This is a genomic window from Paraburkholderia sediminicola (assembly GCF_902859805.1).
In the GTDB taxonomy this organism is placed as follows: domain Bacteria; phylum Pseudomonadota; class Gammaproteobacteria; order Burkholderiales; family Burkholderiaceae; genus Paraburkholderia; species Paraburkholderia sediminicola.
This window is the reverse complement of the sequence record NZ_CADIKC010000001.1, coordinates 1,727,279-1,743,183: the sequence shown is the minus strand read 5'-3', so window position 1 is coordinate 1,743,183 and position 15,905 is coordinate 1,727,279. Positions and strand designations below refer to the sequence as shown.

Sequence of the window (15,905 nt, the reverse complement as noted above, 5' to 3'; positions counted from 1 at the left end):
GGCACCATATTGGAGAATCACCATGAAGCCGTTCCTTCCCGTCGCCGTTGCACTGGCCCTCGCCTTTGGCAACGCGGCGATGGCTGCCCAGCCTGTCGATGACACTCCGACCCCCGGCGCGCCCCAGTCCGCCAATGAACGGGCCGGTCTGCCTGATCTGGAGAAGATCAATCGTCCGGCCGCCGAGGTCAGCTCGAAGGTCGAAATCAACGTCCCGCGCACGCCGAGTTTCTACGAACGCAGCGCTAACGGCACCGAAATCACCGAATACCGCGACAAAGGCAAGCCCGTTGAAATCAACGTGCATTCGAATCTCGGCACGCGCTATCAGATGAGCGCACCGCTCGACACGTCGCCTACCGTGCGCGACAACGGCCGCGCGAGCACGCGTTTGCCGTCGGTGAATCTGACTTATTGATGGCTGCCGGGGCGGCGGCGTGACATGAGCCGCTCCCAAAGCTGTGCGGCCCGCGGGTGTCGCCTCGGGCTTTTAGCCTGCTTGCCGATTTTCAGCACCGCCTGCAGCATGGCGAAACCGCGTTGAATTGTCACAGCGCCTGGCGACCCTGCGGGTGGCCAGGATTGGCAGGCAAGATTCGCTGCCTGATTGAACCTGACCGCGTGACCTTGACCGCGCTCTCTGCAACGCATTTGCCACATCTCGCACTGTCGCCTAGCGCCAGCCCGACTAACCTGATCCGACGTTTCCCGCATGGCTGTATTCACCGCTGTCACCGAACCCCAACTAGCAGAATGGATGCGTCACTACGATCTCGGCGAAGTCGTCGAGTTTCGCGGCATTCCGTCCGGTATTGAGAACAGCAACTTCTTTCTGACGACGACGCGCGGTGAATACGTCCTCACGATTTTCGAAAAGCTGACGGCCGAACAACTGCCGTTCTATCTCGATCTGATGCAGCATCTGGCCGCGCACCGCGTGCCGGTGCCGGATCCCATGCCGCGCGAAGACGGCGCGCTGTTCGGCACCTTGCACGGCAAGCCCGCCGCTATCGTGACCAAGCTCGAAGGCGCGCCGGAGTTGGCGCCGCAAATCGAGCACTGCGTCGAGGTCGGGCACATGCTCGCGCGCATGCATCTGGCGGGGCGCGACTACGCGCGCTATCAGCCGAATCTGCGCAGCCTGCCGTGGTGGCGGGAAACCGTGCCGACCATCCTGCCGTTTCTCGAGGGGGCGCAGCGCGACTTGCTGTCGTCCGAACTGGCGCACCAGGAAGCATTCTTCGCCTCGGCGGATTACGCCGCATTGCCCGAAGGCCCCTGCCACGCCGACCTGTTCCGCGACAACGCGCTGTTCGCGCATGCCGCACCGGACACCGGCCACGAGGTGCGCCTCGGCGGCTTCTTCGACTTCTATTTCGCCGGCTGCGACAAATGGCTGTTCGATGTCGCGGTAACGGTCAACGACTGGTGCGTCGACCTCGCTACGGGCAAGCTCGACGAAGCACGCACCGAAGCCATGCTGCGCGCCTACCAGACCGTGCGCCCGTTCACCGTCGAAGAAAATCGCCATTGGGGCGATATGCTCCGTGCCGGCGCTTACCGCTTCTGGGTCTCGCGCCTGTATGATTTTCATTTGCCGCGCGCGGCCGAGCTACTCAAACCGCACGACCCCGGTCATTTCGAGCGCATTCTGCGCGAACGCCTGTCCGGCGTTGCTCTTCCAGGCATTCATACCTCATGCAACTGATCGAAGTCCCCGCGAAAACCGGCTATGTCTGGTTCCGGCAGGGTATCTGGCTGTTCCGCAAGAACCCGCTCGCGTTTCTGACGCTGTTCTTCACCTATCTGCTGGTCATGACACTGGCGGCGCAGATTCCGGTTGTCGGCGGCGTGCTGCCGCTGGTCTTCATTCCGGGTGTCGCCGTCGGTTTCATGGCGGCGTGCCGCAACACCATCGCGGGCAAGCCGGTGTTCCCGACCATTCTGGTGGATGGCTTTCACTCGTACGGCCCCGCGGTCGCCAAACGTCTGCTGGTGCTGGGCGTGCTGTATGTCGTCGCGATGGCGCTGGTGCTGGCCGGCTCGGCGCTCGCCGACGGCGGCATGCTGCTGAAGGTCATGCTCGGCATGGCTACGATGGATCAGGACGCGATCGCCAACAGCAATATTCCGCTAGCCGTGATCGCCGCGTTCGCCTTCTACATTCCCGTCGCGATGATTTTCTGGTTCTCGCCGGTTCTTATCGCTTGGCATGACGTGCCTCCCGTGAAGGCGATGTTCTTCAGCGTCGTCAGTTGCTGGCGCAATCGCGGCGCGTTCATCGTGTTCGGTGCATTGTGGTTCGCCGTAGCTACCACCGTCTCGTTCGGCTTGTCCGCGCTGATGCAGGCGCTGGGCGCGGGCGACTTCGCGTTCGCGATCCTGATGCCGGCCACGATGATCGTCACGACCATGCTGTATTGCTCGTTCTACGCGACCTATCGCGGCTGCTTCGGCGTGCAAACGCCCGAAGCACCGGATCTGCCCACCACGCCGGCGGCTTGAGCGCCGGCCAGGCTGCCGTCAGGGCCGCGCGCTTCGTCAAATCACCATCCGCGTTCGGCATCTCGCCTCGACTTGCGGCACAATAGTTTGCGCGCAATCGATTTGCACGCTCTTTTTTTCGCGAGATGCATCATGACCCAGCGCCCCGCTTTGCCCTTCACGCTCGACGAGCAACTCTGCTTCGCCCTCTATTCGACCTCGCTTGCGATGACGAAGGCGTACAAACCGCTGCTCGACAAGCTCGGCCTGACGTACCCGCAATATCTGACGATGCTCGTGCTGTGGGAAACCGACGACGTCACGGTGAAAGACATGGCCGCGCGCCTGAATCTCGACTCGGCCACGGTCACGCCGCTGCTCAAACGCCTCGAGGCGCAGGGCTACCTGGAACGGGTACGCGGCGTCGAAGATGAGCGGCTCGTCTATATCCGGCTCACCAAAGCGGGCACCGCGCTGAAGCGTCAGGCACGCGAAGTGCCGGCGGAAATCTTCTGCGCGACCCAGCAGACACCCGAATTCCTGCTCCGTCTGCGCGACGATCTGACGCGCCTGCGCACTACGCTCAACGATTACATGGACCACTAGGCAGCCTGTTTCAAAAGGCACGCTATCGCGGTGATGCAAAAATTCATTTGCACACAAATGATTTGTGTACTATCTTTATCACATGCCGCTTCGATAGCGCTCCGCCAGAAAGGCGGCCAAGCAGCGGCAAGCATGCAAACCACCCTGACAACCGAGATTTAGGAGCAACACAATGAACATCCTCTACAAAGCAAGCGCAACCAGTACCGGTGGCCGTGACGGCCGTGCAGTATCGTCGGACAATGCGTTGGACGTGAAGCTGGCGGCACCGCGTGAACTGGGCGGCACGGGCGCAGCGGGCACCAACCCGGAACAACTCTTTGCGGCCGGCTACTCGGCGTGTTTCCTGAGCGCGATGAAGTTCATCGCTGGCCAGCGCAAGCAGGCTTTGCCGGCTGACACGCAAGTCACGGCGGAAGTGGGGATCGGCCCGAACGACAACGGCGGCTTCGCGCTCGACATCGATCTGCGCGTCTCGTTGCCGGGCCTCGCTGCAGACGCAGCCAAGGAATTGGTCGACGCAGCACATCAGGTCTGCCCGTATTCGAACGCTACGCGCAACAACGTCGCGGTGCGCCTGCAAGTCGCTTAAGCTCAAGCGGCTTGAATGGATTGCCAATGAATCGTTGACGAGCGCGGCACAACCACGCCGTCATGAATAACGCCCGCACCCTGCAAACCAGGCGCGGGCGTTGTGCCATTTTGCGGCGCAATAGGCATTCGCGGACGCGGCACGCAATGTGCGTGCACCGATCCGACTGATCACCTGCCGTCACGCGACTTCGCCGATTACTTCGTTAGTAAGCGCGCAGTTCAGTAATATCGTCGCCTGGCAGCTAATCATTGCGCCGGTCGATGTCTCGCCGCGCAGCCCTTTACCCGACCCACGTTACCCATGACACGCCTCCGGCGCCTGAACGACACCTTCGATACCGGTCTGGTCTGGTTTCGCCGCGACCTGCGCAGCACGGACAACGCCGCGCTCTACTACGCGCTCAAGCATTGCGAGCGCGTCTGGTGCGCGTTCGTATTCGACACGACGATCCTTCAACCGCTGAGCGACGCCTGGCAAACTCGCCATCCCGATACGCAACCGCACGACCGCCGCGTCGAGTTCATTCTTGCTGCATTGGGGGAGTTAGACGAGGCGTTGCGCGCCAAAGGTGGCGGCCTCATCGTGCTGTACGGCGATCCGGTCGATCTCGTGCCCAGACTCGCTGATGAACTCAGCGTGGATGCAATCTTCACAAATCACGATTACGAGCCGGTCGCGATCGGGCGTGACGAGACGGTGCACGAACGGCTTGTCGAGGCCGGACGCCAATGGCTGACGTTTAAAGATCAGGTGATTTTCGAGCGCGACGAGGTGCTGACAGGCCAGAACAAACCGTTCACGGTGTTCACTCCCTATAAGAATGCATGGCTCAGGCAGCTGACAGCCTTCGATCTGAAACCGTATCCGGTGGAAGCCTACGCAAAGCATCTGCCAGCACTGCCGCCCAGGCTGGACCGCCAGTTGCCGGCGCTCGATCAACTCGGCTTCGCACCGAGCAATCTTGCAGAGCTGAACTTGCCCACCGGCATGAGCGGCGCGCAACGCCTGCTCGACGACTTCATGACCCGCATCGACAGTTATCAGGACCGGCGCGACTTTCCCGCAGTCAAAGGCCCGAGCTACCTGTCGATGCATCTGCGCTTCGGCACTGTCTCGATCCGCACGCTCGCGCGGCTCGCGCACGAGATGTCGCTGCAACCGGACGGGCAAGGTTCGGCCACGTGGTTGTCTGAGCTGATCTGGCGGGATTTTTACTTCATGATTCTCTCGCATCATCCGAGGCTGGCGGACGGTGCGTCGTTCAAGGAAGAGTACGACCGACTGCGCTGGGAGCAAGGCCCCGAAGCGGACGAGGCGTTCGCCGCATGGTGCGACGGCCGCACGGGCTATCCGCTGGTCGATGCGGCGATGCTGCAACTGAACCGCACGGGCTACATGCACAACCGCCTGCGAATGGTGACAGCGAGTTTTCTGGTGAAGGATCTGGGTGTCGACTGGCGACGCGGCGAGCGCTACTTCGCCGAACAACTGAACGACTTCGATTTCTCGGCGAATAACGGCGGCTGGCAATGGGCGGCATCGACGGGATGCGACGCGCAACCGTATTTCCGGATCTTCAACCCGATCACGCAATCCGAAAAATTCGATGCCGAAGGGCGCTTTATCAAACGCTACCTGCCCCAGCTCGCGAAACTACCGGCCAAATGGATTCACGCGCCATGGTTGGCAGGTGCGGATCGGCTCGCAGAATGTGGTGTGGTATTGGGCAAGGATTATCCCGCCCCGATCGTCGACCATGCCGACGCGCGGCAGCGTACGCTTGCCCGTTTCGGCAAGTAAGCGCCCGCTCACATTGATTTGATCAGAAGCGTCTGGCGAAGACTGAGGGATGCGCCGTTTGCGGCCGCAGCTCGCGCGCTAGTGCTGAACGCCGCACTGCCGCTTGCGTTCTGGCAACGGGACCGCTGGGCTGGCAAACTGCTCGAGCCCTGGTTGCCTTGGTGGCTTTTACCGCGGTGTTGAATCAACGCACTGTGGCAATTGAATCTGGCCGTTTAAGCGTGTTTGAGCCCTTCCAATAGCTCATAACAGCTTGGGCGGCTTGCCCCAAACATCGGCGTTTCGCTACGCGCCGATGCTTCAAACTCGAGCAGCTTAGTGCTGGCTCATCCACGCCGGATGACGGGCGGTCGCCTCGCGGTCCAGCTTGCGCATACGGAATTCCAGATCGTAAAGATCGGTTGCCTCTGCGAGGAAAGCGTCAGCGCGTTCTTTCGCGAGTTGATCGGGCGATTTGGTCAGGAACAGAAACAGGCGGCTAAGCAGGTACATGGTCAACCTCGACAATGAATTTAGGCGTTAACGCCTAAGGGATAACCCGCATTATAGGGAAAACCCTAGGAACACGCCAATACTCATTTCGAAGTGTTGCTCCAATGTCACCGCGCGCCTGCCGAAGCCTCTGTGGCGGTGCTTTCCGCGATACGGCCGGTGCCCGTGCGGCGTTGGTGCCTAAAGAATTCCCACACCATGGCGCTTGCGTCCGGACCTTTGGCGGAATGGAAAGGTACGGCGTCGTCGCCGCCACTCCAGGCGTGCGCGAGCCCCTGGACACGGCACAGCCGCACCACGCGCCGGCCGCCGCGCAGATAGTCGCGCATCACGACGCCACCTTTGCGCTCTTCCTTCACTTCGCCGGATTTGCGCGTGCCTTTCTCGTCGACGATCCGGTTCAGACGGAGAAACTGCACCGCCAACTGGTCCGCGTTGACCGGCGCGACCACATGGTCGGTGTCGCCGTGGAGAATGATGGCCGGCATTCCGGGGTATTCAGCCACGTTAACGAGTTCGTCGACCAGCTCGGCAGGCTCGCGACGCGCGCCGCGCCGCATCACATCCATCGCCGTAATGCCGGAGCGAGCCTCGCCGAAAGCGGGGCCGGAATGCAGTGCGACCGCCGCAAAACGGTCCGGATAGTTGGCGGCCAGAAGCGCCGTCAAGCCGGCCCCAGCGGAGATCCCAGCGACATAGACACGCTCGCTATCGAAACCATGCTGGGCCACCAGTGAATCCACCAGCGAGACGACCGCGCGCGCCTCGGCACCGCCGGCGCTGTCGCTGGCGTCGTACCAATGCCAGCAGCGATGCGAATGCACATGCTTCGACTGTTCCGGATAAACGACGGCAAAGCCGAACCGGTCGGCGAGCACGTTCATCCGCGTGCCTTCGGCGAATTCGTCAATCGACTGGGTGCAGCCGTGCAGCATCACGACCAGCGGCATCGCCTCGTGCGCGTGGCCGGACGGGATGTAAAGCCCGTACTGAAGGTGGTTGACGAGCCGCCCAGGCGCGGTAGGCGCCGAATGGAACGAGCGCGTCCATGAACCGCTCGCCCATGCCGAAGCGCGCGGGCGAACCCGTGATTCCCGTGGAGCGGCGCGCGGCGCCTCGCGTTTTGCGGATGCGCGCAACGCGGCCACCGGCTTGGCCGGGCGGGCCTTGGCCGAAGGTTTGGTGGTGGCGGCGCGTGCCGGCCGCGTGGGGGCGCGCTTGGTCGTTGCGTGAGCGTGCTCGGTTTGAATCGCGAGCAGCCGCTTAAGACCGCGCAGCCAGATTTTCGACAGACTTTTTGCCATCGGTGGGTAACCTCGCAAAAAGAGACAGGTGCCGTTCGATCGAACGACGCTTTGTTGTGCAATGCACAATAACACCAATCCTCATGCGATGCTGGCGGCCTAAGCCTCTGCCGGGTACCGAATTTTCCGCCCGGCGAACCTTGCAGCAGCACCAACGTCAAACCATGGCAAAGCTTGTTCGCTAGCCAACGCCCGCCACAAAAAGCCTGATGCGTGGCGAATCCCGCCCGCAGCACCCGTCTATACTGGCGGGGTAAATATTGTCGGTAGGCACCTTTGCTGCGTCGGCGATTCGCGCCGTTCGCGCGTTAAACCATTACCAACCCGATTCTACGCGACCTTGGTCGCGTCTTTGCCATGCCCGATTTACCTGCCCATCTGTGGTACTCGATCACCAGCCTCGGCGCCGCCGGCATGACGCTGCCGCTTGCGTTCGCCATCGCACTTTGGCTGGCGGTCGGCTACACGTGGCGCATGGCGGCTGGCTGGTTGCTGCTGCTTGGCGCGGCCATCGGCGTTGTGACCGTGACCAAGCTGGCCTTCCTCGGCTGGGGCGTCGGCGTGCGCGAACTGGATTTCACTGGCGTCAGCGGGCACGCCATGCTGTCTACCGCCGTCTATCCGGTCGCGTTGTTCCTGATGTTGCTGCCGGCGCGTCCGGGGATTCGTCTGCTCGGCGTCTTATTGGGCCTAGCCGCGGGCATTGCGGTCGGTTTGTCGCGCGTCGTACTGAGCGCTCACTCACCGTCTGAAGCCGTAACCGGCTGCCTGGTCGGCGCGCTGGCGGCGCTGTTCTTCGTGCGCATGGCGTGGCATGCCGAGCCGGGCCGGCTGTCGGCGGCGCCCGTCGCCGCGAGTCTCATGATCCTCGCGCTATTGATGCACGGTGTGCATGTGCCAACGCAACGCTGGGTCACGCATATCGCGCTGAAGGTGTCCGGCCATGACCGGCCGTTTATCCGCGCCAAGTGGCGAGCCGTGCGCGACGTACGTCCCGCCACGGCGCCGCTGTCGCAGACGCTCAACACGCTGACGCCACCGAACTCGCCAGACGTCTGAAGCACGTTCAATCGATTTCCTGTTCCGCAACTGAAGCCCACGCCTGCCGATGCGCAGCTCGCGGGCCGCTTTATGCGTGCAACTGAATAATCGTCATGGGTACCGCTATAACCTTTCATATATTACGATAGCGTTTTAACCCGCCGCTCCGGCCTCCGCCGGACATCCAGCCTTCATGACACTGTCCCGCCGCCTTGTGAAACACGCGCTGTTCATCGCCAGCGCCATCTCCGTTGCCGTCAGCGCCAACGCACGTGCCGACGAACTGGTGGTCTCCGCCGCCGCCAGTCTCACCAACGCGTTCAAAGCAGTGAGCGAGGTCTTCGAACAGCAGCATCCGGGCACCAAGGTGCTGTTGAACTTCGGCGCGTCCGACGTGCTGATGCAGCAAATCGTCAAGGGAGCGCCCGCCGACGTGTTCGCCTCGGCGGATCAGAAAGCGATGGACAAGGCCGCGGCGGAAAAAGTGATCGTTCCGGCTACGCGTAAGGACTTTGCCGCCAATTCGCTGGTGCTGATCGTGCCGACCGACAGCCATTTCGCGCCGGCCTCGCTGAACGAGCTGACGTCGGCGAATGTGAAGCGCGTGGCTTATGGCGATCCGGCTTCGGTGCCGGTCGGCCGCTATACGCAGGGCGCGCTACAAGCCGCAGGCGTGTGGGACGCAGTCAGCGCGAAAGCCGTGCTGGCATCGAACGTACGCCAGAGCCTGGACTATGTGTCGCGCGGTGAAGTTGACGCCGGCTTCGTGTTCAGCACCGATGCCGCTGTCATGCCGGACAAGGTCAAGGTCGCGATGAATGTGCCGACGCAAACGCCGATTACCTATCCGATCGCGCAGGTCGAAGGCAGCCGTCATGCGGCCGACGCGCAGGCCTTCATTAACTTTGTGCTCTCGCCGGCCGGCCAGGCCGTGCTCGCGAAATACGGCTTCAAGCCCGCGCATTAACCTGGGTACCGCACGCACATGCAACAGGCCTGGATTCCGCTCCTGCTGTCACTGAAAGTGGCGGGCTGGGCCACCGCGCTCAATCTGGTGTTCGGCGTCGCGGCCGGTTTCGGTTTGTCGCGCTGGCGCTCGGGCGCGCGCGATGTGATCGATTCGCTGCTCATGCTGCCCCTCGTTTTGCCGCCCACCGTGCTCGGCTACTACCTGCTGGTCCTGCTCGGACGGCGCGGCGTGATCGGCGGGTGGCTCGACAAGCTCGATATCCAGTTGGTGTTCACCTGGCAGGGTGCGGTGATCGCGTCGACGGTGGTGGCGTTTCCGCTCGTGCTGAAGTCGGCGCGCGCCGCCTTCGAATCCGTCGATCCGCAACTCGAGCGAGCCGCGCGCACGCTCGGCGTCAGCGAAACGGCGGTCTTCTTTCGCGTGACACTGCCGCTCGCCGCCCGCGGCATTCTCGCCGGCGGTCTGCTGGCGTTTGCGCGGGCGCTCGGCGAATTCGGCGCAACGCTGATGATCGCGGGCAATTTGCCGGGACGCACGCAGACGCTTTCGGTTGCGGTCTATTCAGCCGTGCAGGCCGGCGACGACAGCACCGCCAATTTTCTCGTGCTCGTGACTTCGGCGACGTGTGTCGTGATCCTGTTGCTGGCGGGCCGTCTGGTGCCGCAGCACACGCTTTTGACGTCCCGCTGATATGTTGCTTACCGTCGACATCCGCAAGACTTTCGAGAGCGCCGAGCGCCATTTCACGCTCGACGTCGCGTTCAAGGCGACCACGCAGCGCGTCGTGCTGTTCGGGCCGTCCGGCGCGGGGAAGAGTTTGACGCTGCAGGCCATCGCCGGCTTGCTGCGTCCCGACGAAGGGACGATCACGCTGCACGGCAACGCGTTGTTCGACAGCGCGCGCAACATCGATCAGAAACCGCAGGCACGCAAGATCGCGTATCTGTTTCAGGACTACGCGCTGTTTCCGCATCTGAACGTGCGGCAAAACATCGGCTTCGGTTTGCAGCAGGGTTGGCTCAATCCGCGCGCGCGAATCTCGCACCCGCAAGTCGATTACTGGCTCGATGCGCTCGAGTTGAAGAGTGTGGCGGGAAATCATCCGGCACAGCTTTCGGGTGGACAGAAGCAGCGCGTGGCGCTGGCGCGGGCGCTCGTCGCTGAGCCTCGCCTGCTATTGCTGGACGAACCGTTTTCCGCACTCGATAGCGCGCTGCGTCAGCGTATGCGGAGCGAGTTGTCGGACCTGCAAACGCGGCTCGACATTCCGATGGTGTTGATCACGCACGATCCCGACGATGTCGCCGCGTTTGGCGATCAGGTCGTGCAGGTCAGCGATGGTTGTGTGCGTGAAAACCATCCGTTTGCTGGGTACGAGCGCAGCGTGCCATAACGTCAGCGCTCCTGGCTCATTCAATCCTTCACGCCGAGAATCACGCTCGACGCCTTGAATACCGCGACCGCGATCCCGCCTTCCACAAGTCCGAGCGTATCGACGCTTTGATTCGTGACGACCGCGGTAATCACCGCGCCGCCGTCCAATAGCAGCGACACCTCCGCATTGACCGCCCCGCGCTTCACGCTCTGCACGGTGCCGCGCAACTGATTGCGCGCAGAGAGCTTCAGCGGCGCACCGGCTTCGTCTTCGACAAACAGCACCACCCACGACGCCTTGATCAACGCAAACGCCGCCGCCCCCACAGCGAGGCCCAACGTCTCGGTACTTTCATGCGTGACTACGGCGACGATCGTATGGTCGCCTGGCAGCGCCAGCGACACTTCATCGTTGACCGTCCCACGCGTGATGGCCGACACCGTGCCATAAAGCTGATTGCGCGCGCTCGTTTTCACGCCGATGCGGCCGATCAGGTCCCAATCCGTGGCAAAGCCTTCGATCGCCGCACCCGCGCGTTCGAGAAAACGCCGATGCTCGCGTTCAACCGCCCGAAACGTATCGATCAGCTTCACAGCGCGTGGCGTGAGTATCGTGCCGCCACCGCCTTTGCCGCCGGTCGAGCGCACGACGAGCGGCTCACCGGCGAGGTTGTTCATTGTGTCGACGGCGTCCCACGCACCTTTGTAGCTCATGCCAATGGCTTTCGCCGCGCTGGTGATCGAACCGGTCTCGCCGATCGCCGCGAGCAGCGCGATCCGCGACGCGCCGCCGAGCGTTTGCGCGCCTGCTTTAAACCAGACGGAGCCGCCGAGTTCGAGGGCTTCGTGGGATGGATCGATGCGGTCGGATGTCATGGCGGCAGCGTGTCGGTGGGTTAGGAAAGGACAGCGAACCATTATAGCGACGCATCGCTGCCTGTCTGGCTGCCTCGCGCATCCATTCCCACCCGCCTCAGTTACGCGCAGGCCACTTGAGTTCGTCAGTCACTCAAAGCGCGTACTGCGCGATCCCATTACCGAACGACCAGTTCTCCTTCAGCACCTCGACGAGATTGATGAACACATCCTCTCGTCGCAGCCCCGGCGACTCCGCCAGTTCATCCGCCATGCGCTTATACAGCGCCTTCTTCTGTTCGAGCGTACGCGTGTTGTTGAACGTGATCTGAATCACCACGAGATCGTCGCTGCGTTCGATGTTCAGATACTGCTTGTCGTACACAAAATTGCCGGCATCGTGCTCGGTGATCAGCATAAAGATGTCGTCTTTCGGCACATTGCACGTCTCCACCAGCGAACGCTGGATGCTCTCCGTCAGCGCCTTCCGGTATTCCTCTGACTTGCCGGCGCGCAATGCGATTCGTGTAAGCGGCATGATGAAACTCCTTGGTTGCAGTGATTGGGTAAACACAGCTTAGGCGGACTCAGTCATAATGAACAGCCATCTTTGGCTATTTCATCCATATCCAACTGAAATGAAAGTCCTCGATCTCGATGCGGTGCGCGCTTTCGTGCTGGTCGCCGATCTGCGCAGCTTCACACGGGCTGCGGACGCGCTCGATACCACGCAATCGGCCGTCAGCCTGAAGCTGAAACGGCTGGAGGCGCATCTCGGCAAGCAGTTATTGGAGCGTACGCCGCGTGTCGTGCGCCTTTCCGCGGATGGCAATGCGTTCCTTGGCGCGGCCCGCGATCTGCTGGGTGCACATGAGCGGGCGCTGGGTTCGTTGTCCGTGGAGCGTCGGCGGCTCACGCTGGGGCTGAGCGAGCACGTCGCCGGAACGAACTTGCCGCAGTTGCTCGCGCGGCTCAACGCGCATGATTCGGGTCTGGTGGTCGAATTGCATCTGGGCATGTCTGCGGCGCTGCTCGCTCAATTCGATGAACGGCGCCTCGACGCAGTGATCATTCGCTACGGCGCCGATGAGCCGCCGCGCGACGACGCACAAGTGCTGTTCAGCGAGCCGCTCGGCTGGCTCGCCACGCCGGAATGGCTGCCGCGCGTCGGCGAGCCGTTGGGGCTGGCGCTGCTGAGTCCGCCGTGCAATGTGCGCGACGTCGCGCTGCACACGCTGAATGAGGCAGGGATTGCATGGCAGGAAGTGTTCGTCGGTGGCGGAGTGGCTGCCGTCGGCGCCGCGGTCGCGGCTGGTCTTGCGGTGTCGCCGCTGGCGCGCAGAGTGGCGCCGCGTGGCTTGATCGATGTCGGTGCACGGCTGGGCTTGCCGCCGCTGCCGGAATCACGCGTGACCCTGCATTCGCGCGTGAGGGATACGCGGTCGATGGAGACGTTGCGGTTGGTGACGAATGGGTTGGCAACGCAATGACAAAACGACTTCTCGCCCTAAACCATGAATAAAGTTCGCCGGCTATGGCTTAAGCTGGAAAGTTAACCATTTCACTTAAAAACAGAACAGTGGACCTCGACCCCCGACAAACCGCCGCCGTCCGCGCGGTCATCGAAACCGGCAGCTTCGAGCAGGCAGCCGTGCGCCTGAACATCACGTCGTCCGCAGTATCGCAGCGTGTGCGGGCGCTCGAAACGCGCCTGGGCAATCCGCTGATCGTGCGCACGCGTCCATGTCGCGCGACGCAGATGGGCCAGCGTCTGTTGCAATATCTACGGCGCGCCGCCCTCCTCGAAGACGACTTCGCCGGCGATCTCGCAGGCGCCAACGAAGCGCTGCTGAACGTCGCCGCCGCCGTCAACGCAGATACGCTGTCCACATGGTTTTTCCCCGCGCTCTCCGAAATCCTGTTGCAGGAAAACGTGCTGCTCGATCTGACCGTCGACGACCAGGACCACACCCACGCACTGCTCGCCTCAGGCCTCGCAATCGGCTGTATCACCACCGAACCGGCGCCGATGCGCGGTTGCTTCGCGGAACGGCTTGGCGCGATGCGCTACCGGCTGGTGGCATCAGCAGCGTTCGTCGAGAGATGGTTTCCAAATGGCTTGACGCGTGAAAGCGCGCGGCGCGCGCCGGTCATCCTGTCCTCACGCAAAGACGCGCTGCAGGCGCGCTTTCTCGAGACGCGCTTCGGCCTGCCGCCGGAAGCTTATCCGTGCCACTACGTGCCCGCGCCGGTGCCGCGCTACATGGCGATCCAGCGCGGCCTCGCTTATGGCATGGTGCCCGAACTGGAATTCGGCGATGCCGTCGAGCGCGGCGAACTGGTTGACCTTGCGCCGAAGCAACCCACCGACGTCGAGTTGTACTGGCACGCCTGGAAGGTCCAGTCGCCGCGCCTCGAAAAGCTCTCGGCGCGCATCGTCGAACTCGGCCGCACCGCCTTGGGTCCGCCGGGCGCCAAGGCCAAACGCAAACGCGCCGCCTGAATGGAACAGAAGGTCAGTGGAGGATCGGTGGCAACGAACCGCTGCTGGCAGTCGCCGGATTAGCGGGCGCGGGCGCCGCGGGACTCGCCGCTACGTTTGCAGCCTTGGCAGGCGCGTTCGTGTGAACCACGGCCGGTTTGGCCGCACTGGTTTTCGCCGCCACATTGACCACCTTGCCATGCGCCGCATGGCCTTGAACCAGGTCGGCGTGCATGATCCGGCCTTGAGCCGGTTTCGCTTGAGCGAGTTTTGCGTGCGGCTTCTTGCCCTGCGCCACCACCGCTGCCTTCGACTTGGGTTTGCCCGCGCCCTTCACCGCGCCACTGTGGCCAGCATTCCTCGCGGCGACCTTCTTCACGCTGCCGTGCGCCGCCGGCCTGGCACCACTCTTCGACGCAGACGCAACCCGTTGCGTCCCATGCTGACCCTTCGCCGCCTGCTTCGAACCAGCCTTTGCGCCGGCGGTAGACTTGATCTTGGCGGCACCCGTCGTTTTCTTTGCGTGCTTCGCCGTATGTCCGGCCGATTCGGGCGGATTCCACACTTCCGCATAACCAGCGGCCATTGCCGCCCCGGACACACACCACACTGCAACTGCCGTTGCTACTGCTCGAACCCACATCTCCTGCTTCTCCTGATCTTCGACTTCATAACGAGCCGGGATTATATTCTCTTGCAAAAATCCATTTTTAGACTAATATCAACAACAAGTACAAATAAGGACTCACCCCATCATGGCTCACGCCGCCCGCATTACCCAGCCCGAACCGCCCATCCGCCGGCCGGTTTCGGAACCCACGCTTACGGAAATGTCGGCGGCAGGCCTGCGCGCGTTCTTCAACATCGCGCGAGACTGGGATTTGAGCGCCGAGGAGCAGATCGTGTTGCTCGGCTCGCCGGGCCGTTCCACCTACTTCAAATGGAAATCCGCGCCGGGAACCGCGCGTGTCGGGCGCGACACGCTGGAACGCCTGTCGCTGCTGCTTGGTATCTATAAGGCGCTGCAAATCCTGCTGCCACAGCCTGGCGCCGCCGACACCTGGATCAAGCGCCCCAACAGCGCGCCGCCGTTCGGCGGCCGCCGCGCGTTGGACCGCATGCTGGCCGGCAATATCAGCGATCTCGTGGCCGTGCGCCAGTATCTTGACGCGATGCGAGGCGGCTGGGCGTGACAGAACCGCATTGGCAGCACCGCTGGCGCAGCGCGCCGCTCGACTGGTCGCCCGCGTATCGCGTGATTCCAACGCGCTTTCCGGCCGTCAATCTGTTCGATCGGGTTGCATCGCCCGAAGATTTCGACGCTCTCTACGCGCTCGAAGCGATGACCAACGACCGCCTGCGCACCGAAGTCGGCGAACTCGATCTCGTGCCGCGCGAGGAGCGCCGTTTCGGTCCGGGCTATGGGCCGATCATGGCCGCGTTGACACACCTGAATCCGCTCGGCAGCCGCTTCTCTGATGGCACATACGGCGTGTTCTATTGCGCCCGTTCGCGTGCCACTGCGATCGCGGAGACGCGCTATCACACCGGGAAATTTCTGGAAGCGACCGCCGAGCCACCCATGCGGCAGCAGATGCGGCTCTACACCGTCGTGGCGCAAGGCAACGTGGTCGATATCCGCGGCGACGCATCGCTCGATCTCGCGGTGCTGTCGCCCAACGACTATGTCGCCGGACAATCGCTCGGCCGTGCCGTGCGCGAGGGCGGCGCGCCAGGCATCGTGTATCCATCGGTGCGGGATGAGGAAGGCGAGTGTCTCGCCGCGTTCAGAACCACGCTGCTACGCGACTGTCATCACGCGGCGTATCTGGAATACAACTGGAATGGCACGAGCATCGATATCGTGTTCGAGCTCAATCAGGTGGGCTAAGAGCCAGGAGA

The 15,905-nt window shown here is 62.7% G+C and carries 19 protein-coding genes; 14 read left to right on the top strand and 5 right to left on the bottom strand.

The genetic code is table 11. The features are described 5' to 3' along the window. Positions 1 to 22: 22 nt before the first annotated feature. The 6 genes from R8871_RS07730 to R8871_RS07705 all read left to right on the top strand — a co-directional run bounded on the left by R8871_RS07730 (position 23) and on the right by R8871_RS07705 (position 5,485). Positions 23 to 418: a hypothetical protein gene (locus tag R8871_RS07730; RefSeq protein ID WP_175049771.1), complete on the top strand. Its 396-nt coding sequence runs from the start codon at positions 23 to 25 to the stop codon at positions 416 to 418. A gap of 294 nt (positions 419 to 712) precedes the next feature. After that, entirely contained in the window at positions 713 to 1,708 is a 996-nt protein-coding gene (locus R8871_RS07725; protein WP_175049770.1) for a homoserine kinase, read from the top strand. Then, positions 1,699 to 2,505 (top strand): BPSS1780 family membrane protein, encoded by an 807-nt coding sequence (locus R8871_RS07720; protein ID WP_175049769.1) that lies wholly within the window; start codon positions 1,699 to 1,701, stop codon positions 2,503 to 2,505. Before R8871_RS07725 ends, R8871_RS07720 begins: the two co-directional genes overlap by 10 nt. Positions 2,506 to 2,637: 132 nt before the next feature. Beyond that, a complete protein-coding gene (locus tag R8871_RS07715; RefSeq protein WP_175049768.1) occupies positions 2,638 to 3,090 on the top strand; it encodes a MarR family winged helix-turn-helix transcriptional regulator in 453 nt (150 codons plus the stop codon). A 172-nt stretch (positions 3,091 to 3,262) separates the two neighbouring features. Then, positions 3,263 to 3,682, top strand: coding sequence for an organic hydroperoxide resistance protein (locus R8871_RS07710; protein ID WP_054034819.1), 420 nt, complete (start codon positions 3,263 to 3,265; stop codon positions 3,680 to 3,682). Positions 3,683 to 3,985: 303 nt separating this feature from the next. Then, complete coding sequence (locus tag R8871_RS07705) at positions 3,986 to 5,485, top strand: cryptochrome/photolyase family protein (protein ID WP_175049767.1); 1,500 nt, start codon at positions 3,986 to 3,988, stop codon at positions 5,483 to 5,485. A 315-nt stretch (positions 5,486 to 5,800) separates the two neighbouring features. On the opposite strand, the gene R8871_RS07700 is transcribed toward R8871_RS07705, so the two are convergent. Then, on the bottom strand, positions 5,801 to 5,977 hold the full coding sequence (locus R8871_RS07700) for a DUF3563 family protein (protein ID WP_175049766.1): 177 nt from the start codon (positions 5,975 to 5,977) through the stop codon (positions 5,801 to 5,803). 107 nt (positions 5,978 to 6,084) lie between these two features. Then, positions 6,085 to 7,281 carry an extracellular catalytic domain type 1 short-chain-length polyhydroxyalkanoate depolymerase gene (locus tag R8871_RS07695; RefSeq protein WP_175049765.1) on the bottom strand — a complete coding sequence of 399 codons (1,197 nt, stop codon included), beginning with the start codon at positions 7,279 to 7,281 and terminating at the stop codon, positions 6,085 to 6,087. A gap of 357 nt (positions 7,282 to 7,638) precedes the next feature. Between R8871_RS07695 and R8871_RS07690 the strand changes: the two genes are divergently transcribed. The 4 genes from R8871_RS07690 to R8871_RS07675 all read left to right on the top strand — a co-directional run bounded on the left by R8871_RS07690 (position 7,639) and on the right by R8871_RS07675 (position 10,685). After that, complete coding sequence (locus R8871_RS07690; RefSeq protein WP_175049764.1) at positions 7,639 to 8,340, top strand: phosphatase PAP2 family protein; 702 nt, start codon at positions 7,639 to 7,641, stop codon at positions 8,338 to 8,340. 175 nt (positions 8,341 to 8,515) lie between these two features. After that, positions 8,516 to 9,289, top strand: coding sequence for a molybdate ABC transporter substrate-binding protein (gene modA / locus R8871_RS07685; RefSeq protein WP_175049763.1), 774 nt, complete (start codon positions 8,516 to 8,518; stop codon positions 9,287 to 9,289). An 18-nt stretch (positions 9,290 to 9,307) separates the two neighbouring features. Then, on the top strand, positions 9,308 to 9,982 hold the full coding sequence (gene modB, locus R8871_RS07680; protein WP_175049762.1) for a molybdate ABC transporter permease subunit: 675 nt from the start codon (positions 9,308 to 9,310) through the stop codon (positions 9,980 to 9,982). A gap of 1 nt (position 9,983) precedes the next feature. Next, positions 9,984 to 10,685, top strand: a complete 702-nt coding sequence (locus tag R8871_RS07675; protein ID WP_175049761.1) for a sulfate/molybdate ABC transporter ATP-binding protein — start codon at positions 9,984 to 9,986, stop codon at positions 10,683 to 10,685. A 20-nt stretch (positions 10,686 to 10,705) separates the two neighbouring features. Here R8871_RS07675 and R8871_RS07670 read toward each other — a convergent pair whose 3' ends face one another. Together R8871_RS07670 and R8871_RS07665 are read right to left on the bottom strand one after the other, a co-directional pair. Continuing rightward, positions 10,706 to 11,542, bottom strand: a complete 837-nt coding sequence (locus R8871_RS07670) for a TOBE domain-containing protein (protein WP_175049760.1) — start codon at positions 11,540 to 11,542, stop codon at positions 10,706 to 10,708. A 133-nt stretch (positions 11,543 to 11,675) separates the two neighbouring features. Continuing rightward, positions 11,676 to 12,059, bottom strand: a complete 384-nt coding sequence (locus R8871_RS07665; protein ID WP_175049759.1) for a tautomerase family protein — start codon at positions 12,057 to 12,059, stop codon at positions 11,676 to 11,678. A gap of 100 nt (positions 12,060 to 12,159) precedes the next feature. On the opposite strand from R8871_RS07665, the gene R8871_RS07660 reads away from it, so the two are divergent. Together R8871_RS07660 and R8871_RS07655 are read left to right on the top strand one after the other, a co-directional pair. Then, the gene (locus R8871_RS07660; protein WP_175050033.1) at positions 12,160 to 13,011 is read left to right on the top strand and encodes a LysR family transcriptional regulator; all 852 of its coding nucleotides are present in this window, start codon (positions 12,160 to 12,162) and stop codon (positions 13,009 to 13,011) included. An 89-nt stretch (positions 13,012 to 13,100) separates the two neighbouring features. Beyond that, a complete protein-coding gene (locus R8871_RS07655) occupies positions 13,101 to 14,024 on the top strand; it encodes an HTH-type transcriptional regulator ArgP (RefSeq protein WP_175049758.1) in 924 nt (307 codons plus the stop codon). A gap of 13 nt (positions 14,025 to 14,037) precedes the next feature. Here R8871_RS07655 and R8871_RS07650 read toward each other — a convergent pair whose 3' ends face one another. Further along, positions 14,038 to 14,646 carry a hypothetical protein gene (locus R8871_RS07650; RefSeq protein ID WP_175049757.1) on the bottom strand — a complete coding sequence of 203 codons (609 nt, stop codon included), beginning with the start codon at positions 14,644 to 14,646 and terminating at the stop codon, positions 14,038 to 14,040. Positions 14,647 to 14,758: 112 nt separating this feature from the next. Here R8871_RS07650 and R8871_RS07645 point away from each other — a divergent pair, with 112 nt between their 5' ends. Both R8871_RS07645 and R8871_RS07640 read left to right on the top strand, forming a co-directional pair. Further along, positions 14,759 to 15,196, top strand: coding sequence for an MbcA/ParS/Xre antitoxin family protein (locus tag R8871_RS07645; protein WP_175049756.1), 438 nt, complete (start codon positions 14,759 to 14,761; stop codon positions 15,194 to 15,196). After that, entirely contained in the window at positions 15,193 to 15,894 is a 702-nt protein-coding gene (locus R8871_RS07640) for an RES family NAD+ phosphorylase (protein ID WP_175049755.1), read from the top strand. The genes R8871_RS07645 and R8871_RS07640 overlap by 4 nt, the downstream gene beginning before the upstream one ends. Positions 15,895 to 15,905: the final 11 nt, after the last annotated feature.